Origin of the sequence: Spirillospora sp. NPDC052269 (assembly GCF_040679435.1) — a bacterium.
Taxonomy (GTDB): Bacteria; Actinomycetota; Actinomycetes; order Streptosporangiales; family Streptosporangiaceae; genus Spirillospora.
Genome location: NZ_JBFAUU010000001.1, coordinates 376,608 through 400,086 on the forward strand (window position 1 = coordinate 376,608; position 23,479 = coordinate 400,086).

Sequence of the window (23,479 nt, forward strand, 5' to 3'; positions counted from 1 at the left end):
CCGCACGCCCGGTTCCGGCCACGCCGGTCAGGCCGAACGAGGCCGGCCGGTCAGCTGCCCAGGCGCTTGCGTCCCTGGTTGCGCACCCGCTTGCGCTGCGACGGGTCGAGCATCAGGTAACCCGCGACCGGGACGCCGATCGCTGCGAGCACCAGCAGACCGACCACCCAGGTCGGCAGGAAGAACCAGAGCACCAACGCGACGATCACGCCGCCGATGGCGAACTTTGCCGGCGATGACATGTCTGAACCTCCGTACGACCGCCCACCTATTCAGACGGCCGGGGCGGGCCGCCGGTTCCACGATATGTCGCGTTTCCCCGGTGGTCGAGCGCGGCGGCCCGTGAGATTCCCCAGGCAGCGGCCCCGGAGGGGTCAGACGCGGAGGGTGAGGCGGCCGCCGCCGAGGGTCTTCAGCACCTCGGCGTGCACCTGGCCGTTGGTGCACACGACGCTGCCGCCGTCCGGTCCGGGCACGCCGGACAGGTCGGTGAACATGCCGCCGGCCTCCTCGACGATCACCTGGAGGGCGGCCAGGTCCCACAGCGACACCTCGGGTTCGGCGGAGATGTCGACGGCGCCCTCGGCGACCATCATGTGCGACCAGAAGTCGCCGAACGCCCGCGTCCGCCACACCGACCGGGTGAGGTCGAGGAACCGGTCGAGGCGTCCCTGCTCCTCCCAGCCGCTGAGCGAGGAGAACGACAGCGACGCGTCCGACAGGTCGGCCACCTGGGAGACCTGGATCCGCTGCGCCCGGTTCAGGCTGCGGCCCGTCCACGCGCCGCCGTCGCGCATCGCCCACCAGCGCCGGTTCAGGGACGGCGCGGACACCACGCCCACCACGACCTCGTCGTGCTCCATCAGCGCGATGAGCGTCGCCCACACCGGGACGCCCCGGACGAAGTTCTTGGTGGCGTCGATCGGGTCGACGACCCAGCACCGCTTGCCGCCCCCGGTGCCGGCGGTGCGCCCGTACTCCTCGCCGAGCACCGCGTCGCGCGGACGCGCCCGGCTCAGCGTCGACCGGATCTGCTCCTCCACGCTCCGGTCGGCGTCGCTGACCGGGGTCAGGTCCGGCTTGGTCTCGATCGCCAGGTCCAGGGCGCGGAACCGCTTGGTGGTGATGTCGTCGGCCGCGTCCGCCAGCACATGCGCCAGCCGCAGGTCATCGGAATAGCTCGCCACGGCCGCACACGCTACCGCGACCTGCGCGTCTTGCGACAGCCATACCCGAAGGTCGCCGCCGGAGCGTGGCGAAATGACGGCGGAGCGTGTCGGGATGGGACGATGGCGGGCATGGCGCACGACCTTCCCGGGTGGGTGGCCGAGCTGACCGACCCGCGCCGGGCCTCGACGCTCGACGAACTCGCCGATCGGCTCGTCCCGCTGGCGGAGCACGCGATCGACGTGTCCCGGCGGCTGCAGGCTTTGCTGAACGAGCTGAACGACCCCTTCAAGCGGGAGGCCCTGTACGGGCGGGTCGACCGGCTGAAGAGCCGGGCCGGCGAGGCGATGGACGAGATCACCGCCGAGATCGCGGCGTCCGGCGCGGAGCGGGTGGAGCGCATCTGGGCCGACTGGCTGGAGCGCGTCCGGGCCACGGATCAATCGGGTGGACGGGCGCGGGAACTACGGCGGCGGCTGGAGGGCGACATCGTCCCGGAGCTGACCCGGCGGCAGCGGGAGGTCGCCGAGAAGGTCGCCGGGCGGACGTCGGCGGCGCTGGAGGAGGCCACGGAGACGCTGCTGACGCGGGTCGAGGAGCTCGCGAAGGCGGTCACCGAGCTGATCCACGGCGTCCTGCCGATGGCGCGGGAGGGGCTGGCGCTCGCGAGCCGGATCTCGGGGCTGTCGACGCGGGCGCGGCAGGCGGGACGCGGCGACGTGCCGGACGAGCTGCGCGGCGAGAGCACGGAGCTGTCCCGGACGTTCGACGAGGCGGTCGCGCGGCTGGAGCTGGAGTGGGCCACGCTCGGGGCCCGCTCGGCGAACGTCCGCGCCGCGCTGCGGGCGGCGGAGGAGACCGCGTTCTCGCACGTCACGCAGGAGATGACCGACTGCGTCGAGGAGCTGGCGCCCGAGCACGTCAAGGTGCTGCAGGAGACCGAGGCGCGCGCGGAGACCCTGTTCGACCACCTCGACGAGACCTGATCGACCCCGTCAGCGCGGTGTGATCGCCTGCGGGAAGGCGAGCAGGCCGTTCGGGTCGTACTTCGCCTTCACGGCACTCAGGCGGTCGGCGTTCGCGCCGTAGTAGTCGGTGCGCCAGGACGCCAGCTCCGGGTCGATGTAGTTCACGTAGGCGGCGCCGCGCAGGTACGGGTCCATGGCGTCGTGGACGCCGCGCAGCCAGGTCATGTCGTCGCTAGGTGCGAGGTACTGGACGCTGAACAGGGCGTCGCGGTGGGGGAAGGCCGTGGCGGACGGCGCGACGCGGCCGATCGCGCCGCCCATCGCGTCGAGCAGGACCGACCGTCCGTCGCGTCCCCGGACGCGCGGGACGAGGGCGTCGATCGCGCTGCCCGGGAGTGGGCGCCGCGCGATGTGCGACTTGGCGGCGTAGTCGGTGCGCGGGAACCGGCCCTCGAGCCGCTGCCCGGGGAGTCTTCCCTGCTCATGGCACTCGTCCACGGTCTGGCCCGTGCATCCGGCGAGGCGCAGCGCGGCGTCCAGGTAGGGCTGGGGGTGGACGGTCAGGGCGGGGCTCGCGCCGCCGATCGCGGCGGCGAGGGCGTCCGTGGGCCCGGACGGGTCGGACAGCGCGAGGCCCTCGACCGAGACGCCGCGCGTGGCGTCCAGCTGGAAGCTCGTCCAGACCTCGTCGGGGGCGGACGGCAGCCAGCGCTGCCAGCCGCGCAGCGCCTCGGCGGCCCGCGACCACGGCCAGCTCATCCGGAACGGTGTGACTTCGGACTCGACCCGGTGTGTCCGGTAAGTGAACTCGACGACGGCGCCGAAGTTGCCGCCGCCACCGCCCCGGCAGGCCCAGAACAGGTCGGGCTCGCTCGACGCGCTGCACTCGCGGACGACCCCGTCCGGCGTGACGATCCGGAGCGACTCGACGTTGTCGCAGGTCAGGCCGAAGGCGCGGGAGGTCGCGCCGAGCCCGCCGCCGAGCGTGAGGCCGGAGACCGAGACCGTCGGGCACGTCCCGCCGGGGACGGCGAGGCCGCGCGGGGCGAGCCGCGCGTCCAGGTCGACGAGCCGGACGCCGGCCCCGACCGCGACGCTTCCGCCTGAGATATCGATCACGTCCATCGGTGAGACGTCGACGACCAGGCCCGTCCCGGTGGACCAGCCCGCGTAGTTGTGACCTCCGCTACGCAAGGCCAGGGGAAGTCGCTGATGTGTGGCGAACGCCATGCATTCGGCGACGTCCGACGCGTTCTCGCAGTAGGCGATCCCGGCCGGACGGATGGCGTCGAAGCGGGGGATGTAGAGCCGCCGTGCCCGGTCGTAGTCGGCGTCCCCGGGACGTATGACCCGGCCATGGAGTCCGCGCGCGAGCGCGTTCCAGTCGGCGGGGCCGGTGGGCGAAGGGCTGGCCGGCGGGGGACTGCTCGTGCGCGCGCGGGGAGGCTTCTTGGACGTGGAGCATCCGGCCAGTGCACTCGCCCCGGCGGCCAGGAGGAACGTACGCCGCCCTAAGGCCATGACCACCTCACTTGAGCTGGAAGGACTTGCAGAACTCCTCGTACGCGGCCTGGCCGCCGTCCCAGTCCTTCTGCGCGGCGGCGTACAGGACGGCCTCCGCGCCGCCGCTGACCTGGAAGACCCGGACCTTGGCCCTGCCCTGGACGTCCTTCCCGTTGGAGTTCCGGGTGAACGTGAACTCCAACTCGCCCGCGTCGTGGCCGCCGACGGGCACGGAGTTCCTGCGTCCGACCTCGTTGTAGTCGTGGTAGTCGCCGCCGGTCTTGAGGGCCTTGCTGACCTGGTCGAGCGTCACCGCGTTGCTGACGAAGACTCCGGGCGCTTTGAACGCCGAGATGCCCCGCGTGACGCCGGGCGCCGGGTCCTTGAACGTGGGTTGGCCGCCGCCCTCGTCCACCATCCAGTCCTTGGGGTAGTCGGCGGTGAAGTCGGAGCCGTTGTAGAGCTTGTAGCCGCTGGGGACGGGCCGGGGTTGCGACGACGTTCCCTGCGATGGGGTCTTCGCCGCGGTCGTCCCCTGGGGGCTCGTCGGCGGATGGCTGCCCACGGCGCCGTTCCGTTCGTTGCCCTTCAGGAAGACGGCCATGACGATGACCGCGACCAGCAGCAACACCCCGAACACACCGGCCGGGATGATGAGTGGCCACGGGACCCGCCTGGCCGGCCCCGGTGGCGGCTGGGTCTGAACGTCGACGAACCCCGGCGTGGGACCGGGCGGGGGAGGCTGCGGCGGCGGGTAGGGCAGATCGTCCACCGACGGGTCCTTCGGCGGCTCGATCACGGACCCGCCCGGCGGCGTCGACGGGGCGGACGCGGGCGCCTGGACGACCTGGCGCAGGGCCCGCTCGGCCTCGTCCGCGCCCATCCGGCGGTCCGGGTCGCGCTGGAGCAGGCCGGTCAGGACGGGCGTGAGCGGGCCCGCGAGCCGCGGCGGGTCCGGGTCGTCCGCGAGGAGGGCGGCCATGACGCCCCACACGTCGTCGCGCGTGTACGGCGGACGCCCCTCGACGGCCGCGTACAGGGTCGCGCCCAGCGACCACAGGTCGGACGCGGGCGTGGCCTTCTGGTGCCGGGCCTGCTCGGGCGCGAGGTAGGCGGGGGAGCCGACGACCACGCCGGTCTGCGTCAGCGTCTCATCGCCCGCGATCGACGCGATCCCGAAGTCGGTGAGGACGGCCCGGTCGTCCCTGACCAGCACGTTTCCGGGCTTCACGTCCCGGTGGACGACCCCGGCGGCGTGCGCGTGGCGCAGCGCGTCCAGCAGGTCGAGTCCGATCGCGGCGACGCGGACGGGCGGCAGCGGATGCCCCTGCCGGTTGATGTGGGCGTCGAGCGCGGGAGCCCGGACGAGGCTCATGACGATCCAGGGACGCCCGTCCTCCTCGACGACGTCGTGGACGGTCACGATGCCCGGATGGTCGAGCCGGGCCGCCGACCGGGCCTCCCGGAACGTCCGCTCGTGCACCCGGCGGACCTGGTCGCCCGCCAGACCGGGCGGCAGGTCGACCTCCTTGACCGCGACCTCGCGGTCGAGCGTGCGGTCGCGGGCGCGCCACACGGCGCCCATGCCGCCGCGGCCGAGCACCTCCAGGAGTTCGTACCGCCCTGCGATCACCTTGGGGGGCATGGCCCCAGACGATACCGATTCGCCCGGGACCTGCCCGGGCTATTCGTCCGCTGCCCGCTCGTCGGGCTCGTCGAGATCGTCCGGCGCCTGTCGCGGCGGTTCGCCGGGTGCCCAGATCGGCTGCTCCTCGGCGGAGCGTTCCGGCTGGTCGGACTCGCCTTCGCGGGTGCGCAGGAGCCGCCGGAGCGAGTCGAGCCGAGCCTGCCCGGCGTGGCCGTCGGCGACCCAGGAGTCGAGGCCGCAGTCGGCCTGCAGGTGGTCGCACTGCGGCGGGCAGCGCTCGGCCGCGCCCTCGGCGAGGTCCTCGAAGGCGTCGATGACGTTCTCGGGCTTGACGTGAGCGAGGCCGAAGCTGCGCACGCCCGGGGTGTCGATGATCCAGCCCGCCGCGTCCGGCAGCTCCAGGGCCAGCGCGGACGACGAGGTGTGCCGACCGCGCCCGGTGACGGCGTTGACGTGCGAGACGGCCCGGTCGGCGTCCGGGACCAGCGCGTTGACCAGCGTGGACTTGCCGACGCCGCTGTGCCCGACGAGGACGGTGACCCGTCCGGCCAGCAGCTCGCGCAGCTCGGTCAGCTCGCCGCCGCGCTCGGTGACGACGTACGGGACGCCGAGCGGCGCGTAGATCTCCAGCAGCGACGCCGGGGACGTGAGGTCGGCCTTGGTGAGGACGAGCAGCGGCTCCATGCCCGCGTCGTAGGCGGCGACGAGTTGCCGGTCGATCAGCCCCGGCCGCGGCTCGGGGTCGGCGAGCGCGGCGACGATCGCGAGCTGGTCGGCGTTCGCCACGATCACCCGCTCGAACGGGTCGGTGTCGTCGGCGGTGCGGCGCAGCGTGGACGTGCGCGCCTGGATCCGGACGATCCGGGCGAGCGTGTCGGTCTTGCCGGACACGTCCCCGACCAGGTCGACGCGGTCGCCGACCACGACGCTCTTGCGGCCGAGCTCGCGCGCGCGCATGGCCGTGACCTCGCGGTCGCCGGAGTCGTCCTGGACGAGGCAGCGGTAGCGGCCCCGGTCGACGGCGGTCACCAGGGCGGTGACCGCGTCCTCGTGCGCTGGACGGATCCGGGTGCGTGGCCGGGATCCCTTGCCAGGCCGGATCCGGACGTCGTCCTCGTCGTAGTCGCGCGTTCGGCGTGCCAGTGGTCCGCCCCTCTATCCGGCCGTCGTCAGCATCGCGGCCCACCGTTCGGTGAAGTCGGGAAGTGTCTTGCCCACGGTGCCCACGTTCTCGACCCGGACGTTCGGGACGGCGAGGCCGAGCACCGCGCCCGCCATGACCATCCGGTGGTCGTCGTAGGTGTGGAACACGCCGCCGCGCAGCGGGCGCGGGCGGATCTCCAGGCCGTCCGGCAGCTCGCGGACGTCGCCGCCGAGGCCGTTGATCTCGGCGACGAGCGCGGCCAGCCGGTCGGTCTCATGCCCGCGCAGGTGCGCGATCCCGGTCAGCCGGGACGGCCCGTCGGCGAGGGCGGCGAGCGCGGCCAGGACGGGCGTGAGCTCGCCCACGTCGCGCAGGTCGGCGGTCAGGCCGCGGAAGGCCGAGCCGCCGCGGACGGTCAGGCCATCCGGAGTCAGGTCGACCTGGGCGCCCATGTCGGTGAGCAGTTCGCGCAGCGCGTCGCCGGGTTGGGTCGTCGCGGCCGGCCAGCCCGGGACGGTCACCCGTCCACCGGTCACCAGCGCCGCGCCGAGGAACTGCGCCGCGTTCGACAGGTCGGGTTCGATGTCCCAGTCGCGGCCCTTGAGCGCGCCGGGCTCGACGCGCCACACGTCCGGCTCGGAGTCGTCGACGACGGCCCCGGCCTCGCGCAGCATCGCGACCGTCATCGCCAGGTGCGGCGCGGACGGCACCGGGGGCCCCTCGTGCCGCACCTCCACACCCTCGCCGAACCGCGGCGCGGACAGCAGAAGACCCGAGATGAGCTGGGACGACGCCGACGCGTCCAGGGTGACCGTGCCGCCGCGCAGGGCGCCCTTCCCGCGCACGGTGAACGGGAGCGCGCCGCGTCCGCCGTCGTCGATGTCGGCGCCGAGCGCGCGCAGCGCGTCGAGGATCGGGCCCATGGGACGCCTGCGGGCGTACGGGTCGCCGTCGATCGCGACGTCGCCGTCGGCGAGGGCCGCGACGGGCGGCAGGAACCGCATGACCGTCCCGGCGAGGCCGACGTCGATCTCGGCCGGGCCGCGCAGCCGCTCGCCCGGGTCGACCAGCCAGTCCTGCCCGTCCTCGGCGGCCGTGTCGGTCTCCAGGACGTCGGCGCCGAGGGCGCGCAGCGCGTGCGCCATCAGACGGGTGTCGCGGCTGGCCAGGGGGTGCCCGATCCGGGACGACCCGCTCGCGGTCGCGGCCAGGATCATCGCCCGGTTCGTCATGGACTTGGAACCGGGCAGCGGGACGACGGCGTCCACCGGGCCGTGCGCCACGGGCGCGACCCAGTCGCGCTCGGGTTGGGAGAGCGGCATGAGTCCAGGCTATCGGGCCGCGGCCCGCCGGATCGGCCCTGGAAGGGGCATGGGCAAATTCTTGCCAAGTTTGGGGCAATGACCGGATTCACACCCCGGTTCGGCGGGGGCGGTGGGGCTAAGTTCTACGCTGTGTAGTAGATCTACGCTCTGTAGTAGATCGAGGAGGCAAGGCGTGAACGAGTTGCTTCTCGCGAGGTGGCAGTTCGGTGTGACCACCGTGTACCACTTCCTGTTCGTGCCGGTCACGATCGGCATGTCGCTCCTGGTGGCCATCCTGCAGACCGCATGGATGCGCACCGGCAAGGAGCGCTACCTCAAGGCCACGAAGTTCTGGGGGAAGCTCTTCCTCATCAACTTCGGCATGGGCCTGGTGACCGGCATCGTGCAGGAGTTCCAGTTCGGGATGAACTGGTCTGACTACTCCAGGTTCGTCGGCGACATCTTCGGGGCGCCGCTGGCGATCGAGGCGCTGCTGGCGTTCTTCCTGGAGTCGACGTTCCTGGGGCTGTGGATCTTCGGCTGGGACCGATTGCCCAAGGCGCTGCACCTGGCGTGCATCTGGGCGGTGGCCATCGGCACGATGCTGTCGGCCTACTTCATCCTGATCGCGAACTCGTTCATGCAGCACCCGGTCGGCTACCGGTACGACCCGGGGCGGAACCGGGCCGAGCTGACCGACTTCTGGGCGGTCCTGACCAACAAGGTCTCCCTGGCGACCTTCCCGCACACGATCTTCGGGTGCTGGGTCACCGCCGGGGTCCTGGTCTCCGGCATCGCCGCCTGGCACCTGGCGCGCAAGAGGAACACCGAGGTCATGCGGACCTCCTTCCGGCTCGGACTGGTCGCCACCCTCGTCGGGTTCATCGGCGTGGGGATCTCGGGCGACTTCCTCGGCAAGGTCATGACCGAGACGCAGCCGATGAAGATGGCCGCCGCCGAGGCGCTCTACCACACCGAGAAGCCGGCGTCCTTCTCGATCTTCACCATCGGGACGCTGGACGGCTCGCGCCCGCTGTACCAGGTGCAGGTCCCGCACCTGCTGTCCTTCCTGGGGACCGGCAGCTGGGACGGCGAGGTCAAGGGCATCGACGACCTGAACGCCGAGTACCAGCAGCTCTACGGGCCGGGCGACTACCGGCCGATCATCCCGGTCGCCTTCTGGGGCTTCCGCGTCATGATCGGCGCGGGCGCGCTGGCGGCCGCGATCGCGCTCGCCGGGCTGTGGATGACCCGCCGCGGACGGCTCCCGCAGTCCCGCTGGTTCTGGCGGGCGTCCCTGCTGGCCATCGCGCTCCCGTTCATCGCGCACTCCGCCGGATGGATCTTCACGGAGATGGCGCGGCAGCCCTGGGTGGTGTTCGGGCTGATGCAGACCAAGCAGGGCGTGTCCCCGACCGTCGGCGCGGGCACCGTGCTGACCTCGATGATCGTGTTCACGCTGCTCTACGGGGTGCTGGCCGTGGTGGAGGTGGGGCTGATGGTGAAGTACGCCAAGTCCGACCCGCCCGACGTGACCGCCCGGCCGGACGAGTCGGACGGCGAGGACAAGCCCCTCGCCTTCGCGTACTGAGGGGACCGCGACGATGCATCTCCAAGACCTCTGGTTCATCGCCATCGCCGTCCTGTGGATCGGCTACTTCTTCCTCGAGGGCTTCGACTTCGGCGTGGGCGTCCTGACCCGCGTCCTGGCGAAGGACGAGACCGAGCGGCGCGTCCTGATCAACACGATCGCGCCGGTCTGGGACGGCAACGAGGTGTGGGTGCTCACGGCGGGCGGCGCGACCTTCGCCGCCTTCCCCGAGTGGTACGCCTCCCTGTTCAGCGGGTTCTACCTGCCGCTGCTGCTCGTCCTGGTCGCGCTGATCGTGCGCGGCGTGGCGTTCGAGTACCGCGGCAAGCGGGACTCGGTCCGCTGGCGCAAGAACTGGGACCACGCGATCTTCTACGGCTCGCTGGTGCCCGCGTTCCTGTGGGGCGTGGCGTTCGCGAACATCGTGCGCGGCGTCGCGCTGGACTCCCGGCACCTGTACATCGGCTCGTTCTGGGACCTGCTGAACGTCTACTCGCTGGTCGGCGGCCTCACCACGCTGCTGCTGTTCACCTACCACGGCGCGGTCTACGCCGCCCTGAAGACGCACGGCGACATCCAGGCCCGGGCCCGCGCCCTGGCCTCGAAGGTCGGCGTCGTGACCATCGTGCTGGCGGCGCTCTTCCTGATCTGGACGCAGGTCAACCACGGTTCGGTCGCGACCGCGATCACCGCCGTGATCGCCGCGCTCGCGCTCGTCGGGTCCTGGGTCCTCACCCGGGCCGAGGGCCGGGACGGCTGGCGGTTCGCGCTGTCCGGCACGGCGATCGTGTTCGCGGTGGTCACGCTGTTCGTGTCGCTGTACCCGAACGTGCTGCCGTCCACGATCAACGACGCCTACAGCCTGACCGTGGACAACGCGTCCGCCACGCCCAAGACCCTCGGCATCATGACCTGGGTCGCGGTGATCTTCCTGCCGCTGGTGCTGCTGTACCAGGGCTGGACGTACTGGGTGTTCCGCAAGCGCATCGGCGTGCGCGACATCCCGGCCTACGAGATCCACTAGAGACGGGTGCCCGATGCCCAGACCGCTTGACCCGAGGCTCGTCCGAGAGGCCCGCGCGACCGCGCCCTTCCTGGTCGCCTGCGCCGTGTCCGGCGGTCTGGCCGCCGCCTGCGCCCTGGCGCAGGCGGCGCTCCTCGCCCACGGGATCGCGAAGCTGACCGTCCCGCTCGCGCTGATCGGCGTCGTCGCGTTCCGGGGGCTGCTGGTGTGGGGGCAGCAGGTCACCGCCCACCGCGCCGCCGCCGGGGTGAAGGCGCAACTGCGCGCGCGGGTGCTGGACAAGGTCGTCCGGAACCGCCCGGACGGCTCGTCCGGCGAGATCACCGCCCTGGTGACCCGCGGGGTCGACGCGCTCGACCCCTACTTCGCCGGGTACCTGCCGCAGCTGGTGCTGTCGGTGATCGTCCCGGTGACCGTGGTGGTCGCGCTGCTGGTCAGCGACCCGCAGTCGGCGCTGATCGTCGCGGTGACGCTCCCGCTGATCCCGATGTTCGGCGCGCTGATCGGCCTCTACACCGCCGGCCGGACGCGCCGCCGCTGGCGCAGCCTGGAGGTGCTCGCCGGGCACTTCACCGACGTCGTCAGCGGCCTGCCCACGCTGAAGGCGTTCGGGCGGGCCAAGGCGCAGGCCGCGCAGATCGAGCGGATCACCGGCGAGCACCGCCGGGCGACGATGGGCACGCTGAAGATCGCGTTCCTGTCGGCGCTGGTCCTGGAGATCGCGGCCACGCTGTCGGTCGCGCTGGTCGCGGTCTCGGTCGGCCTGCGGCTGGTGTCCGGGTCGCTGACGTTCGAGACCGCCCTGTTCGTCCTGATCCTCGCGCCGGAGGCCTACCTGCCGCTGCGCGCGGCGGGCGCGCAGTTCCACGCCGCGCAGGACGGCGTCGCCGCGGCCGAGAAGATCTTCGCCGCCCTGGACGCGCCCGGCGTGTCCGTCCCCGAGGACGGCTCGGGGCGTCCGCACGGCGAGATCCGCTTCGAGGACGTCACGGTCGCGCGGCGCGAGCTGGTCGGCCCGTTCTCCTTCACCGCCCCGGCCGGGGAGCTGACCGTCCTGGCCGGGCCGTCCGGGCTCGGCAAGACCACCCTGCTGGACGTCCTGCTCGGGTTCACCCCCGCCGCGTCCGGCCGCGTCCTCGCGGACGGCGCGGAGATCACGCCGGGCGACGAGTGGCGGCGCGGCATCGCCTGGGTCCCGCAGCGGACGTTCCTCATCGCCGGGACCGTCGCCGAGAACATCGCGCTCGCCGTCCCCGGCGCTCCCGACGGGGCCGTCCGGCGCGCCGCCGAAGCGGTCGGCGTCACCCGCTTCACCTCGCTCGACGCCGAGGGCTCGGCGCTCTCCGCGGGCCAGCGGCAGCGCGTGGCGCTCGCCCGGGCCGTCCTGCGCGTCGACCTGCTCGACACCCCGCTCGTCCTGCTGGACGAGCCGACCGCCCACCTCGACCCCCGCACCGAACTCGAGATCCTCGACCTCCTCGACGGCCCGCTGCGCGGCCGGACGATCATCGCGACGACCCACCGCAGCGCCCTCCTCGAACGCGCCGACCAACTCGTCCGGCTCGACGCCGTGCCGGTGCCCGCATGACCACCCCGGAGGCCACCATGAGCAGCCCCTCCACCACACGCCGGCCGGGGTTCCGGCTCGGGCTGGCCGTGCTCGCCGGAGCGGGGGCCCTGAGCTGCGGCATCGCGCTCATGGCGACCTCGGCCTGGCTGATCTCGCGCGCGTCCCAGCACCCGCCCGTCCTGTACCTGATGGTCGCGATCGTGTCCGTCCGGGCCTTCGGCATGGGACGCGGCGTGCTCCGCTACGCCGAACGGCTCGTCTCCCACGACGCCGCCCTGCGGCTCCTCGCGCGCACGCGCGTCCGCGTCTTCGAACGGCTCGCCGATCTGACCCCGGCCGTCCGGCCGAGCGGGGACGGCGGGCCGCTCGGCGTCGTCCTCGACAACGCCGAGGGCGTCGCGGACCGCTGGCTGCGCGGCGTCCTGCCGATGGCGTCCGCCGCGATCGCGTGCGGCGGGGCCGTTGTCCTGGAGTGGTGGCTGCTGCCGTCCGCCGGGGCCGTCCTGCTGGCAGGCCTGCTGATCGGCGGCCTGGTCGCGCCGCTGCTCGCCGCGTCCGGCGCCCGCCGCGCCGAGCTCCGCGCCGCCGCCGCGCGCGCCACGCTCACCGCGCGCACCGCCGAGACCCTCGACGGCCTGCCCGAGCTCGTCGCGTTCGGCGCCCTCCCGAACCGTCTGGCCGTCCTCGGCGACGCCGACCGCGCCGTCACCCGCGCCGCGTCCCGCTCCGCCTGGACGGCCGGCCTCGGCTCGGCCCTCACCGTCCTCGCGACCGGCGCGTCCGTGCTGGTCGCGCTGGCCCTCGGCGTCCCGGCCGTCCGCGACGGGCACCTCTCGTCCGTCCTGCTCGCGGTGATCGTCCTGACCCCGCTGGCCGCTTTCGAGGCGGTCGCCGAACTCTCCCAGGCCGCCCAGCGCCTCCTGCGCGCGCGGGAGGACGCCCGCCGCGTCGCCGCCGTCCTCTCCCTCCCGGACCCGGTCACCGAGCCCGCCGACCCCGCGCCCGTCCCGGACGGACCGCCGCACCTCCAGATCGACGGCGTGACCGCACGTTGGCCGGGCGCCCCGTCCGACTCCCTGAGCGCACCGCTCCTCCAGCTCGACCTGCCCCCGGGAAGGCACATCGCGATCATGGGGGAGAGCGGCGTCGGCAAGTCCACCCTCGCCGCCGTCCTCGCCCGCTTCCTCGACTACGACGGCTCGGTCACCCTGGACGGTGTGGAGCTGCGCGACCTGCCGTCCGACGGCGTCCGGCGCGTGATCGGCCTCAGCGGCCAGGACTCCCACGTCTTCGACACGACCCTCGCCGAGAACGTCCGGCTGGCCCGCCCCGGCGCGTCCGACGACGACGTCGCGGACGCCCTCCGCCGCGCGGGCCTGGGCCCCTGGCTGGAAACCCTTCCCGAGGGCCTGGCCACCCGCGTCGGCGAGCACGGCTCGGCCGTCTCCGGCGGCCAGCGCCAGCGCATCGCCCTGGCCCGCGCCCTGCTCGCCGACGTCCCCGTCCTCGTCCTGGACGAACCGGACGCCCACCTCGACGACGCCACCGCCGTCACCGTACTGACCGACCTGCTGAAGGCCGCGGGTGACCGGACGGTCATCCTCATCACCCACCGGGACGCCATCCCCGGCGGCGACCCCGTCCTCCGCCACATCGACGAGGTCGTCACCCTGACCCCGGCCCTCGAACCGGCTCCGGCCGCCTAGCGGACGGGCCCGGCCGCGTAGAACGATCTGCAGGCGGTCAGGGGGCCATCAGGACTTGCCGGAGCAGGACGCGCCCTTGAGGCCGCAGCCGGTGCACGCGGACGGTCCGCACCCGAGCGTCTCCAGCTGGATCCGGCCGCGGCGGCTCAGGTGGTCGAGGATCGCCTCGACCTCGGAGCGGTCCAGGCCGGTGGTGCGGGCGATCTCGGCGGGCGTCGCCGCGCCGCCGGACACCGCGTCCATCACGCCGCGCATAGGGGTCTTCACATGAGCCTCCCTATCTGGAACACGCCCAGGGCCAGCACCCAGGCGATGACCAGCTGCATGCCGATCCCGTAGAGGGTGAGGCGGCGGCCGATCGTCTGCCACTGCGTCGCGACGGTCGTCATGCAGGGCGTGTAGGCGAGCAGGAACACCAGGAACGCGAGCGCGGCCGGGGTCGGATGGCCGCCCGAGGTCTTCTCGAACGTCGCCTTGATCCGGTCGCCGAGCGCGCCCGGCCTGTGGTTGTCGCCGGGCTCGGTGACCGTGTAGGTCTGCGCCATCGTCGCGACCACGGCCTCCTTCGCCACGAACCCGGTGACCATCGCGGCCGCCGGATGCCAGTCGCCGAAGCCGAGCGGCTCGAACACCGGCGCGACGGCGCGGGAGATCCCGGCCATCGCGCTGTCGTCGATCGGGCCCTTGCCGAAGGCCTGGCCGCTCAGCGAGATCGACGACAGCAGCCACACCGCCGTGACCGTCCCGACGATGATCCCGGACGCCGTGCGCAGGAACCCGCGCAGCCGCACCCAGGTCTGCGCCGCCGTCACCCGGACGGTCGGCACCCGGTACGGCGGCAGCTCCAGGACGAGCGGCTCGTGCACGACGTCCCTGAACATCGTCTTGCGCAGCAGCAGCCCGACCGCGACGACCATGACGATCGACAGGACGTACATGCCGAACACGACCGTCCCGGCCATCGAGCCGAAGAAGATCGACGCCATCAGGACGTACACGACCAGCCGCGCGCTGCACGACAGGTAGGGGATCACCAGGCCGAGCAGCAGCCGCTGCCGCGCGTTCGGCAGGATCCGGGTCGCCGACAGCGCCGGGACGTTGCACCCGAACCCGACCAGCAGCGGCAGGAACGCCCGGCTGGGCAGGCCCATCGTCCGCATCAGCCGGTCGGCGAGGAAGGCGGCGCGCGCGAGGTAGCCGGAGTCCTCCAGCAGCGTCATCAGGACGAACATGATGACCATCAGCGGGATGAACGACAGCACCTGCCCGACGCCGCCGATCAGCCCCTGGACGATCAGCCCGTCCAGCCAGCCCGGCGCCCACGACAGCGCGCTGTTCGCGCCGGACGTGATCGGGCCGTCGAACAGCGAGGCCAGGCCGTCCTGGAGCGGCTTGGCGAGGGTGGTCGTCGCGGAGAAGACCGTCCACATGACGGCGAGCAGGATGGGCAGGCCGAACAGCCGCGAGGTCAGGACGCGGTCGACCTTGTCGGTGCGGGTGTCGGCATCGGCGGCGGCGTCCCGCCGGACGGACGCCTCCAGCACCTCGTGTGCCCACACGTAGCGCTGGTCGGCGAGCGCGGCGTCGGCGTCCCACAGGTCGTCGTCGGCGTCGCCGGTCTCGGCGGCGAGCCGCTCGCCGAGCCGGGCCGCCGCGGCCTGGACGGCCTCGGGCGTGTCCTCGGGGAGGTCGCCGCTGAGCAGCGCGGTCGCCAGCCAGCGGCCGGGCAGGCCGTCCAGCTGCGGGACGTCCGCGACGGCCGCCTCCAGCTCCGCCAGGATCGGCTCGGCCGGTCCCAAGGACGGCGGGACGGGCGCGTGCGGATGGTCGAGCAGCCCTGCGACGGCCGCGCCCAGCTCGTCCATGCCGCGCCCGGACCGCGCGTCGATCGGCACCACCGGGACGCCCGCCCGCTCCGCGAGGGCGGCCGCGTCCACGGTCAGGCCGCGCGCGGCGGCCGTGTCGACCATGGTCAGCGCCACCACGACCGGCCGGCCGGTCTCCAGCAGCTGGGCGAGCAGGTACAGGTTGCGGGCGAGGTTCCCGGCGTCCACGGCGACGACGACGGCGTCCACCTGGCCGGTCACGATCAGCTCGCGGGTGAGCTCCTCGTCCGGGGAGCACGGGACCAGGCTGTAGGTGCCGGGCAGGTCGACGACCTCGGCGCGCCGGTCACCCGGCAGCCGCCACGGGCCGCGCGCCACGTCCACGGTCTTGCCGGGCCAGTTGCCGACGTGCTGCCGCGCCCCGGTGAGCGCGTTGAACACCGTCGACTTGCCGACGTTCGGGTTGCCCGCGAGCGCCACGACCGGGGTGCCGGGCGGGGACGCGACCGCCGTCGAGCCGCCGTGGCAGCTCGCCGCCTTGACCCCGCTCACGAGGCGGCGGCCGGACGGGCGGCGCGTCCACCCGGGCGGGTGGCGCCGGCCACCGGCTCGACCTGGATGACGTGCGCGATCTCGCGGTCCACCGCCATCCGGGCGTCCCCGATCGCGACGATCAGCCCGCCGGTGCCGCCGCGGGCGAGCACCCGCAGCACCGCGCCGGGCACGAACCCGAGCTCCCTCAGCCGGCCGTTGCGCGCGGCGATCCGCCGCAGCCGCACCACCGACCCGGGAGCGCAGTCCGCCACCGTCATCTCGCCTCCTGCGCAATCGCTTAGGTATGGCTAACCTACGCCGACTCGCGCGGTGCGGGAATCCGGGGGCCGCGTGACCCGCGCCACCCTCCCGGGGTCAGGGACGGCCGGTCGCGCCGCCCAGCAGGGCGCGGTGGTTCTCCGACAGCCCGGGCGGCAGCTCGTCCGGCCGGAACCACCGGGCCTCCAGCACCTCCGACGGGTCGAGCCGCAGGTCACCGCCGGTCAGCCGGGCCGTCCAGTAGGTCTCGACGCGGTACCGGTAGCCGCTGAACACCGCGACCGGCGGGCCGGACACGGCGACCTCCAGCCCGGTCTCCTCGCGGATCTCCCGCGCCGCGGCGTCCTCCAGCCGCTCCCCGGCGTTGACGTAGCCGCCGGGCAGGCCCCACGGGCGCGACTCGGGCCACAGCCGGTGCCGCAGCAGCAGCACCCGGCCGTCCTCGTCGTGCAGGACGCCCGCCGCGTACACGAGGAACCCGTGATGCCGCCAGCGGACCAGCCGCCACTGCCAGCGCCCGCTCAACCTCCGCCAGATCCCGACTCCGATCGCACGCACCCGTCCATCCAACCGGAACCCGGGCGGAAGATGTCCTATCGGGGGGTTTCTGGGACGTTCACCTGGCGCTTACGGTCGCCGTCCTAATGTGCGAGTCACGTGGTGGCCGGGTTCGCGGTGCGGGTGTGAGGGAACCCGGCCACCCGGCTTCTTCCTGGGGGACGGCTGCTGTGGGGGACGGCAGGTGCGAGAGCTGACGGTCACGAGCGCCTTCACGGCGTGGACGTTCGACCCCGCGATGGTCGTCCTGGTCGTCGCGCTCGGCGCCTGGTACCTCCGGACGGCCCGCCGCGCGGACGCCTGGCCGCTCTCCCGGACGCTGAACTTCCTCGGCCTCGGCCTCGGCAGCGTCCTCGCCGTCACGGTCACCTTCGTCGGCGCCTACGACGACACACTTTTCTGGCCGCGAGCCCTGCAGGTCATCACCCTCCTGGCGATCTCGCCGCTCTTCCTTGCCAACGGCGCGCCCTTCACCCTGCTTCTCGAGTCCCTGCCGGACGGCCCGCGCCGCGACCGCGTCCAGCGTGTCCTGTCGAGCCGCGCCGTCGCCGTGCTGACCTCGCCGCCCGCCGGGACGGCCGCGCTCGTCGTGACGCCCTGGCTGCTCTACTTCACGCCGCTCTACGAGCTGACGCTGCGGAACGCCGTCGCGGACGAGGCGGTCAGGATCGCGCTCGTCCTGATCGGCCTCGTCTACTACTGGGCGCGGCTCCAGGTCGACCCGATGCCGCGCTCGTACCCGCACCTGCTGTCGATGGGCATCACGTTCGCCGAGGCCATGTTCGACGGCGCGCTCGGCCTCACGATCATGCTGCGGCACCACCCGATCGCGGCGTCCTACTACGAGGGCGTCCACCGCGCGTGGGGCCCGTCGGTCCACCGGGACCAGCAGATCGGCGGCGGCCTGCTCTGGATGGTCGGGGACTTCGCCGGGATGCCGTTCCTGGTCGTCCTCGCGATCCGGATGCTGCGCCAGGACCGCGCCGAGGCCGAACGCGTCGACCGCGAGCTGGACGCCGAGCAGGAGCGCCACGTCGCCGACCAGGCGGCCACCGGCGTCGTCGTGGACGAGCCGGAGATGATGCGTCCCTGGTGGGAGACCGACCCCGTGCTGTCCCGCCGTTACGGGACCGGAGGACGCCGAACGCCCCCCGGCCCCTGATCCACGTTCGCTCGTCCCGCGCTCAGTGGCCGTTCCTTCTGCCGGCCAGCACGGTCCGGACCAGCTGGGGCGGGCTCGCCTTCTTCCGCTGGGAACCCGTGGCCTTCTTCCGGGTGGCCCTGACCTTCTGCTGGGCGGTCTTCGCGGCGGCCGCGGCGGCCATCAGCCCGGCCGCCGTCCTGCGCCGCCTCGCCTTCGCCTTGGCCGCGGACTCCTTGCGCGCGGCCTTCACCTCGGCGAGGGCCTCCCGGCGCCTGGTCATGACGTCCGCCATGGCCTCGCGCCGCTGCGCCTTGATCTCGGCTTCCGCCTGTTTGCGCAGTTCCTTGGTCTTCGTTCCGGCCTGGGCCCGCGCATCGTGGAGCTGATGGCGCAGCTCCGCGGTGTGCGCCCGGGACGGCGCGCCCGACACCATGAGCAGCGCCCCGAACAGCGCCGCGTTCTTCAGCAGGTGGGACCGCTCGCTCGCGCGCCGCTCCGGATCGTCCTCGGTCCAGTAGCGGTGCTCGGCGGCCAGCGCCGGGACCAGCTGGACGGCGGCCAGCAGCGTGGCGAACCGGCGGGCCCGCCCGCTCAGCAGCAGCGCCCCCGTGCCGAGGCTCACCGCGCCCTCGATCCGCACGAGGGTCACCGGGTCCTTCGGCAGCCAGCCCAGCCGGTCGGCGATGGGCTTGACGGTGGGCGCGACCTGGTCGGCGCGGGGACGCGGATCGCGCAGCGCCTCCAGGCCGGTGATGATGTAAGGGGCCGCCACCAGGGTGCGGACCGGACTTGTGATGGGTCGCATGATGGGCTTCATGCCCACCACCTCGTCGGTCAAGCGCGGCAGGATGGGGCCATGTGCGGACGCTACGCCACGACGAGGGCGCGCCAGGAGCTGCTCGACCAGTTCGCGATCCAGGCGGACGAGACCGGCGATGACCTGGAACCCGACTACAACGTCGCCCCGACCGACCCGGTCCCGGCCGTCCTGATCCGGCATCCCGGCGGGGACGCCGAGGAGGAGGCGGTGCGGCAGCTGCGCATGCTGCGCTGGGGTCTGGTGCCGTCCTGGTCCAAGGACCTGTCCGCCGGCGCGCGCATGATCAACGCGCGCGTCGAGACGGTCGCCGAGAAGCCCGCCTACCGCCGGGCCTTCACCCGCCGCCGCTGCCTGCTGCCCGCCGACGGCTACTACGAGTGGTACACGCTCGAGGCCGACCCGGCCGTGGACGAGAAGGGCCGGAAGAGGAAACCGCGCAAGCAGCCCTTCTACATCCACCCCAAGGACGGCGAGGTCATGGCGATGGCCGGGCTCTACGAGCTCTGGAGGTCGCCCGAGGACGAATGGGTCTGGACCTGCACCCTCATCACCACCGACGCCCCCGACGACCTCGGCCGCATCCACGACCGGATGCCGATGATCATCACTCCGGACCGCTGGGACGCCTGGCTCGACCCCGACCTCACCGCGCCCGACGAGGTGCGGAGCCTGCTCACCCCGGCCATGGCCGGGACGATGGACGCCTACCCGGTCGCGCCGCTCGTCGGCAACGTGAGAAACAACGGCCCGCAACTCATAGAACCCGCCACGAACGGGGATAGTCCAGGCAGCGCTTCCGGAACCCTGTTCTGACGCCCCCGCCACGAGGTTCAGGCGCGGCCCCCCGCGCCCGGGGCTCCGGAAGGAGAACGGAGCGCCGTGGACACCGTCGACCTCGTCACCGCCCGCGCCCGCCTTGAGGAGCAGCGCGCCGAGCTGGACCGGTCCCTTCGGATCCTGACCGGGGAACGCTCGGCCGCCGACGGCTCGACCGAGGGCTCGGCCGACGACGAGGGCGGTGTCGAGGCCGCCCTCGCCTCCCTGCGCCGCCGGTGCGCCGCCGTCCAGGCCGCCCTCCAGCGCATCGACGAGGGCGGCTACGGCCTCTGCGTGACCTGCGGAAAGCCCGTCCCGCCCGGACGCCTGGAGGCCCGTCCCGAGGCCGCCCGCTGCGTCCCCTGCCAGGCCAGGCACGACCGCAGGCGGTGACCCTGCCGCCCGGCCGCCGACGGTGACCCGACCGGCCGCCGACGGTAGGACGCGGACCGCTCGTCCCACGGATGGTCGGCCGCCGACAGCCGAACGCGGGCGGACCACCCGCGGCCGACCGGCCCGCGGGTGGTCGGGTGCCGGTCAGACGCGGACGGCGCTGGCCAGGAGGTGGATGCCCAGCGACTCGTCGCCCGGCGGGACGTTGAGCTCCGTCCGGACGAGCCGGGGCAGCGCGCCGGGCGACGTCGCCATCACGTGCTCGACCGTGGACGCCGACAACGCCGTCCGCGGCCGGATCCACTCCACCTCCAGGCCCGCGTCGGTGAGCAGCTCACGCAGCTCGTCGGACTGGAAGCAGCGCGTGATCGTGCCGTCCGGCCAGGGGACGAGGACGACCTCGGCGCGCGGCACGTCCGACAGGTGCGCCCAGCAGTTCTGCTCGGCGAGCAGCGCCATGCCCAGCGTCAGCGAGTCGACCGTCAGCAGGACGCGCCCGCCGGGGCGGAGCACCCGCGCGATCTCGGCGACCGTGGACTCGGCGACCAGGTGCCGCGACAGCATCCGGTTCTCCGCGATGACGGCGTCCACGCACGCGTCCGCCAGGAACGCCGCCGCGCCCGGATCGCCGACCACCCGCCGCACCTCACCCGGCGGCAGGGCCGGGTGCGTCGGGCCGAGCCCCGGGATGCGGGGCAGCCCGGCGGGCCTGCGCGGCCCCGGCGCGATCCCGTTCAGCGTCCGCCCGTTCGCGAGCGTCCGCCCGCCCCCGCGAACACCGTTCGCGGCGCGGGCGTCCGAGGCGTGGCCGCCGGCGGGGTGGTCGTCGGCGGGGGCGGCCGGAGCGGGCACCTCCGACGCCGGCACTTCCGAGGCCGACACCGCCCGGGCGGGCGTTCCTGACGCCGGAGCCTCCGGGGTGAGCGCCTCCGGAGGATGGTCGAGGACCTCCAGGACGGTGTGCCCCGACCGGGCGGCCTGCCGGGCGAACCGGCCGCCGCCGCCGGACAGGTCCAGCACTCGCGCGGGGTTGCGGGGAAGCCACCGAGCGAGCTGGGCGGCGGCTACCGCCCAGTAGAACGTCCAGTAGGGGCCGAGGGCACCGCCGTCGGCCTCCTCTCCCGAGGCGCCGGGGGCCTCGCGAAGACTGGAGATGGTGGGTTCTGGAGGCTGCGCCGGCACCGGTAGCAACGCTTTGCTCCTGTTCTCGCCGTGTATGAGCTTTCTTCCCCGCCATCCCCGGACATCACCCTCCGTGCAGGTTTAGGGAAGGTGATCCGAACCGTCCGGAAACTTGTTCCCCGCGTCACCCCCGGTAAGGGAATCGAACCGACCCTCTGTGCGTTGTGACGCACCATGACGGTCCGCACGCGTCGCGGAGCGAGGCACAGTAGTACAACGGAGGGGCGCTTGATGACCACAGCCGTTGCCGGGGCACGAAACGGTAAAACCGTTCCGCGGCCACGGGGCTCGGCCCCCGACGGCGTTATGCGCACGGCCGGACCGATATCGTCTGTTGGGTACGACGCCAGGGGAGGCGTCGCCACAGCCGAGGGGGTGGGTCTGGTAGCGAGCTCCACAGAGACCGTCGAGGAGCGTCAGCAGCGCTTCCAGCGCGACGTTCTCCCGTTCTTGGACCAGCTGTACTCGGCCGCGCTGCGCATGACGCGCAACCCGGCCGATGCCGAGGACCTCGTCCAGGAGACGTTCGCGAAGGCGTTCGCGTCCTTCCACCAGTTCAAGGAGGGGACGAACCTCAAGGCCTGGCTGTATCGCATCCTGACCAACACCTTCATCAACTCCTACCGCAAGAAGCAGCGGCAGCCGCAGCAGTCGGCGACCGAGGAGATCGAGGACTGGCAGCTCGCCCGCGCGGAGTCGCACACCTCGTCCGGCCTGAAGTCGGCCGAGGCCGAGGCGCTCGAGCACCTGCCCGACTCCGACGTCAAGCGCGCCCTGCAGGACCTGCCGGAGGAGTTCCGGATCGCCGTGTACCTCGCCGACGTCGAGGGGTTCGCCTACAAGGAGATCGCCGAGATCATGGGCACCCCGATCGGCACGGTGATGTCGCGGCTGCACCGGGGCCGGCGCCAGCTGCGCGGCATGCTGGAGGACTACGCTCAGGGCCGTGGCCTGACCCGCGCGGGGGAGGGGTCGAAATGATCCCCCTTCCGGACCGTACCGGCGTCCGCCCCTGGAAGGTGAATGAGCGATGAGCTGCGGCGACGAGCACGAGACCTCGTGCAGTGAGGTCCTCGCCCAGGTCTACAGCTACCTGGACGGAGAGCTCGACGATGGCGGGTGCGGCGAGGTGCGCGAGCATCTCGACGAGTGCGGCCCCTGCCTGCGCGAGTACGGCCTCGAGGAGGCCGTGAAGCGCCTGGTGAAGAAGGGCTGCGAGTCCGAGGCCGCCCCGGACGACCTGCGCGCCAAGGTCCTCGGCCGGATCGAGCAGATCTGCGTCGAGCTCAAGGAGACCGACGGCGGCGCCACCGCCTGACGGGAGGCGGATGCCGGGCGGGGACGTCGCGGGCATCCGTGCCCAGTAGGGTGCTGGAATGCGCGTTCTGGTCACCGGCGCGGCCGGGTTCATCGGCTCCCATCTGGTCGATCGGCTCCTCGCCGACGGCCACGAGGTCGCCGGGGTGGACGATCTGTCCACCGGGCGCAACCGCAACGACGCCATCGAACTGTGGCGCATGGACGTCGCCGACCCGGCCCTCGCGGACCGGGTCGCCGCCTTTCGGCCCGAGGTCGTCTGTCATCTCGCGGCCCAGGTCAGCGTCCGGGTGAGCGTCGGCGACCCGCAGATGGACGCCCGCACGAACGTGGTCGGCACCGCGAACGTGCTGGAGGCCGCCCGCCTGGCCGGCGCCCGCAAGATCGTCTTCACCTCCAGCTGCGCCGTCTACGGCGTTCCGGACGCGATCCCCGTCCCGCCGGACGCCGCGCTGCGCCCCGCCTCGCCGTACGCCGCGTCCAAGGTGGCGGGCGAGGTCTACGCGGGCATGTACACGGCCCTGCACGGCCTCGACCACACGATCCTGACGCTGGCGAACGTCTACGGCCCGCGGCAGACGCCCGAGGGCGAGGCCGGGGTCGTCTCGATCTTCACCGACGCCCTGCTGGCCGGGAAGCCGACCAAGGTGTTCGGCGACGGTGGGCAGACCCGCGACTACGTCTACGTCCTGGACGTCGTGGACGCCTTCGCCCGCGCCGCCGGGCACGAAGCGTCCGGGCTGCGGCTCAACGTCGGCACCGGCCTGCAGACGACCGACCGCGACCTGCACGCCCTCGTGGCGCGGGCCGCGGAGGCCCCCGACGAGCCGGCCTTCGCGCCGCCCCGTCTGGGCGACCTCCCGGCGATGGCGATCGACCCGTCCCGGACCACCGAGACCCTCGGCTGGCGCCCCCGGACGACCCTCGCGGAGGGCCTGGCGGAGACCGTCGCATGGGCCCGCTCGACCTGATCCGCACGAGTTCA

The 23,479-nt window shown here is 73.2% G+C and carries 23 protein-coding genes; 11 read left to right on the forward strand and 12 right to left on the reverse strand.

Features of this window, described 5'->3' with window-relative positions; all coding sequences use genetic code 11:
* Window positions 1-50: 50 nt before the first annotated feature.
* Both AB0L06_RS01835 and hisN read right to left on the reverse strand, forming a co-directional pair.
* Window positions 51-242 (reverse strand): tail-anchor membrane protein, encoded by a 192-nt coding sequence (locus AB0L06_RS01835; protein WP_500228989.1) that lies wholly within the window; start codon window positions 240-242, stop codon window positions 51-53.
* A gap of 132 nt (window positions 243-374) precedes the next feature.
* Window positions 375-1,187, reverse strand: coding sequence for a histidinol-phosphatase (hisN, locus tag AB0L06_RS01840; protein ID WP_500228990.1), 813 nt, complete (start codon window positions 1,185-1,187; stop codon window positions 375-377).
* A gap of 111 nt (window positions 1,188-1,298) precedes the next feature.
* Here hisN and AB0L06_RS01845 point away from each other — a divergent pair, with 111 nt between their 5' ends.
* On the forward strand, window positions 1,299-2,153 hold the full coding sequence (locus tag AB0L06_RS01845) for a hypothetical protein (protein WP_500228991.1): 855 nt from the start codon (window positions 1,299-1,301) through the stop codon (window positions 2,151-2,153).
* Window positions 2,154-2,162: 9 nt separating this feature from the next.
* Here AB0L06_RS01845 and AB0L06_RS01850 read toward each other — a convergent pair whose 3' ends face one another.
* The 4 genes from AB0L06_RS01850 to aroA are packed head-to-tail and all read right to left on the reverse strand — an operon-like array spanning window position 2,163 to window position 7,752.
* Window positions 2,163-3,656 carry an FAD-binding oxidoreductase gene (locus tag AB0L06_RS01850; RefSeq protein ID WP_500228992.1) on the reverse strand — a complete coding sequence of 498 codons (1,494 nt, stop codon included), beginning with the start codon at window positions 3,654-3,656 and terminating at the stop codon, window positions 2,163-2,165.
* 7 nt (window positions 3,657-3,663) lie between these two features.
* Window positions 3,664-5,283: a serine/threonine-protein kinase gene (locus AB0L06_RS01855; protein WP_500228993.1), complete on the reverse strand. Its 1,620-nt coding sequence runs from the start codon at window positions 5,281-5,283 to the stop codon at window positions 3,664-3,666.
* A gap of 39 nt (window positions 5,284-5,322) precedes the next feature.
* A complete protein-coding gene (gene rsgA / locus AB0L06_RS01860) occupies window positions 5,323-6,429 on the reverse strand; it encodes a ribosome small subunit-dependent GTPase A (RefSeq protein WP_500229297.1) in 1,107 nt (368 codons plus the stop codon).
* A gap of 12 nt (window positions 6,430-6,441) precedes the next feature.
* Entirely contained in the window at window positions 6,442-7,752 is a 1,311-nt protein-coding gene (aroA, locus tag AB0L06_RS01865; protein WP_500228994.1) for a 3-phosphoshikimate 1-carboxyvinyltransferase, read from the reverse strand.
* Window positions 7,753-7,927: 175 nt separating this feature from the next.
* Between aroA and AB0L06_RS01870 the strand changes: the two genes are divergently transcribed.
* From AB0L06_RS01870 to cydC, 4 genes are read left to right on the forward strand one after another with little or no spacing between them, the layout of a single operon-like run.
* Window positions 7,928-9,325: a cytochrome ubiquinol oxidase subunit I gene (locus AB0L06_RS01870; RefSeq protein WP_500228995.1), complete on the forward strand. Its 1,398-nt coding sequence runs from the start codon at window positions 7,928-7,930 to the stop codon at window positions 9,323-9,325.
* A gap of 13 nt (window positions 9,326-9,338) precedes the next feature.
* On the forward strand, window positions 9,339-10,349 hold the full coding sequence (gene cydB, locus AB0L06_RS01875; RefSeq protein ID WP_500228996.1) for a cytochrome d ubiquinol oxidase subunit II: 1,011 nt from the start codon (window positions 9,339-9,341) through the stop codon (window positions 10,347-10,349).
* A gap of 13 nt (window positions 10,350-10,362) precedes the next feature.
* Window positions 10,363-11,937: a thiol reductant ABC exporter subunit CydD gene (gene cydD, locus AB0L06_RS01880; protein WP_500228997.1), complete on the forward strand. Its 1,575-nt coding sequence runs from the start codon at window positions 10,363-10,365 to the stop codon at window positions 11,935-11,937.
* A complete protein-coding gene (gene cydC, locus AB0L06_RS01885; RefSeq protein WP_500228998.1) occupies window positions 11,934-13,625 on the forward strand; it encodes a thiol reductant ABC exporter subunit CydC in 1,692 nt (563 codons plus the stop codon). Before cydD ends, cydC begins: the two co-directional genes overlap by 4 nt.
* A gap of 48 nt (window positions 13,626-13,673) precedes the next feature.
* Here cydC and AB0L06_RS01890 read toward each other — a convergent pair whose 3' ends face one another.
* From AB0L06_RS01890 to AB0L06_RS01905, 4 genes are all read right to left on the reverse strand, one after another.
* Window positions 13,674-13,892 carry a FeoC-like transcriptional regulator gene (locus AB0L06_RS01890; RefSeq protein WP_500228999.1) on the reverse strand — a complete coding sequence of 73 codons (219 nt, stop codon included), beginning with the start codon at window positions 13,890-13,892 and terminating at the stop codon, window positions 13,674-13,676.
* On the reverse strand, window positions 13,889-16,003 hold the full coding sequence (feoB, locus tag AB0L06_RS01895; protein WP_500229000.1) for a ferrous iron transport protein B: 2,115 nt from the start codon (window positions 16,001-16,003) through the stop codon (window positions 13,889-13,891). Before feoB ends, AB0L06_RS01890 begins: the two co-directional genes overlap by 4 nt.
* A complete protein-coding gene (locus AB0L06_RS01900; RefSeq protein WP_500229001.1) occupies window positions 16,000-16,263 on the reverse strand; it encodes a FeoA family protein in 264 nt (87 codons plus the stop codon). The genes feoB and AB0L06_RS01900 overlap by 4 nt, the downstream gene beginning before the upstream one ends.
* A gap of 97 nt (window positions 16,264-16,360) precedes the next feature.
* Window positions 16,361-16,822, reverse strand: a complete 462-nt coding sequence (locus AB0L06_RS01905) for an NUDIX domain-containing protein (protein WP_500229002.1) — start codon at window positions 16,820-16,822, stop codon at window positions 16,361-16,363.
* Window positions 16,823-17,006: 184 nt separating this feature from the next.
* Between AB0L06_RS01905 and AB0L06_RS01910 the strand changes: the two genes are divergently transcribed.
* Window positions 17,007-17,984, forward strand: coding sequence for a cytochrome c oxidase assembly protein (locus tag AB0L06_RS01910; protein ID WP_500229003.1), 978 nt, complete (start codon window positions 17,007-17,009; stop codon window positions 17,982-17,984).
* A gap of 22 nt (window positions 17,985-18,006) precedes the next feature.
* Here the strand turns inward: AB0L06_RS01910 and AB0L06_RS01915 are convergent, their stop codons facing one another.
* Window positions 18,007-18,771, reverse strand: coding sequence for a DoxX family protein (locus AB0L06_RS01915; RefSeq protein ID WP_500229004.1), 765 nt, complete (start codon window positions 18,769-18,771; stop codon window positions 18,007-18,009).
* 51 nt (window positions 18,772-18,822) lie between these two features.
* Between AB0L06_RS01915 and AB0L06_RS01920 the strand changes: the two genes are divergently transcribed.
* Both AB0L06_RS01920 and AB0L06_RS01925 read left to right on the forward strand, forming a co-directional pair.
* Window positions 18,823-19,599: an SOS response-associated peptidase gene (locus AB0L06_RS01920; protein WP_500229005.1), complete on the forward strand. Its 777-nt coding sequence runs from the start codon at window positions 18,823-18,825 to the stop codon at window positions 19,597-19,599.
* Window positions 19,600-19,665: 66 nt separating this feature from the next.
* Window positions 19,666-19,995, forward strand: a complete 330-nt coding sequence (locus AB0L06_RS01925; RefSeq protein ID WP_500229006.1) for a TraR/DksA family transcriptional regulator — start codon at window positions 19,666-19,668, stop codon at window positions 19,993-19,995.
* 144 nt (window positions 19,996-20,139) lie between these two features.
* On the opposite strand, the gene AB0L06_RS01930 is transcribed toward AB0L06_RS01925, so the two are convergent.
* On the reverse strand, window positions 20,140-21,177 hold the full coding sequence (locus AB0L06_RS01930; protein WP_500229298.1) for a methyltransferase domain-containing protein: 1,038 nt from the start codon (window positions 21,175-21,177) through the stop codon (window positions 20,140-20,142).
* A 306-nt stretch (window positions 21,178-21,483) separates the two neighbouring features.
* Between AB0L06_RS01930 and AB0L06_RS01935 the strand changes: the two genes are divergently transcribed.
* From AB0L06_RS01935 to AB0L06_RS01945, 3 genes are read left to right on the forward strand one after another with little or no spacing between them, the layout of a single operon-like run.
* Window positions 21,484-22,158 carry a sigma-70 family RNA polymerase sigma factor gene (locus AB0L06_RS01935; RefSeq protein ID WP_500229007.1) on the forward strand — a complete coding sequence of 225 codons (675 nt, stop codon included), beginning with the start codon at window positions 21,484-21,486 and terminating at the stop codon, window positions 22,156-22,158.
* Window positions 22,159-22,207: 49 nt separating this feature from the next.
* A complete protein-coding gene (rsrA, locus tag AB0L06_RS01940; RefSeq protein ID WP_500229008.1) occupies window positions 22,208-22,495 on the forward strand; it encodes a mycothiol system anti-sigma-R factor in 288 nt (95 codons plus the stop codon).
* Window positions 22,496-22,553: 58 nt separating this feature from the next.
* Window positions 22,554-23,465, forward strand: coding sequence for an NAD-dependent epimerase/dehydratase family protein (locus tag AB0L06_RS01945; protein ID WP_500229009.1), 912 nt, complete (start codon window positions 22,554-22,556; stop codon window positions 23,463-23,465).
* Window positions 23,466-23,479 lie beyond the last annotated feature (14 nt).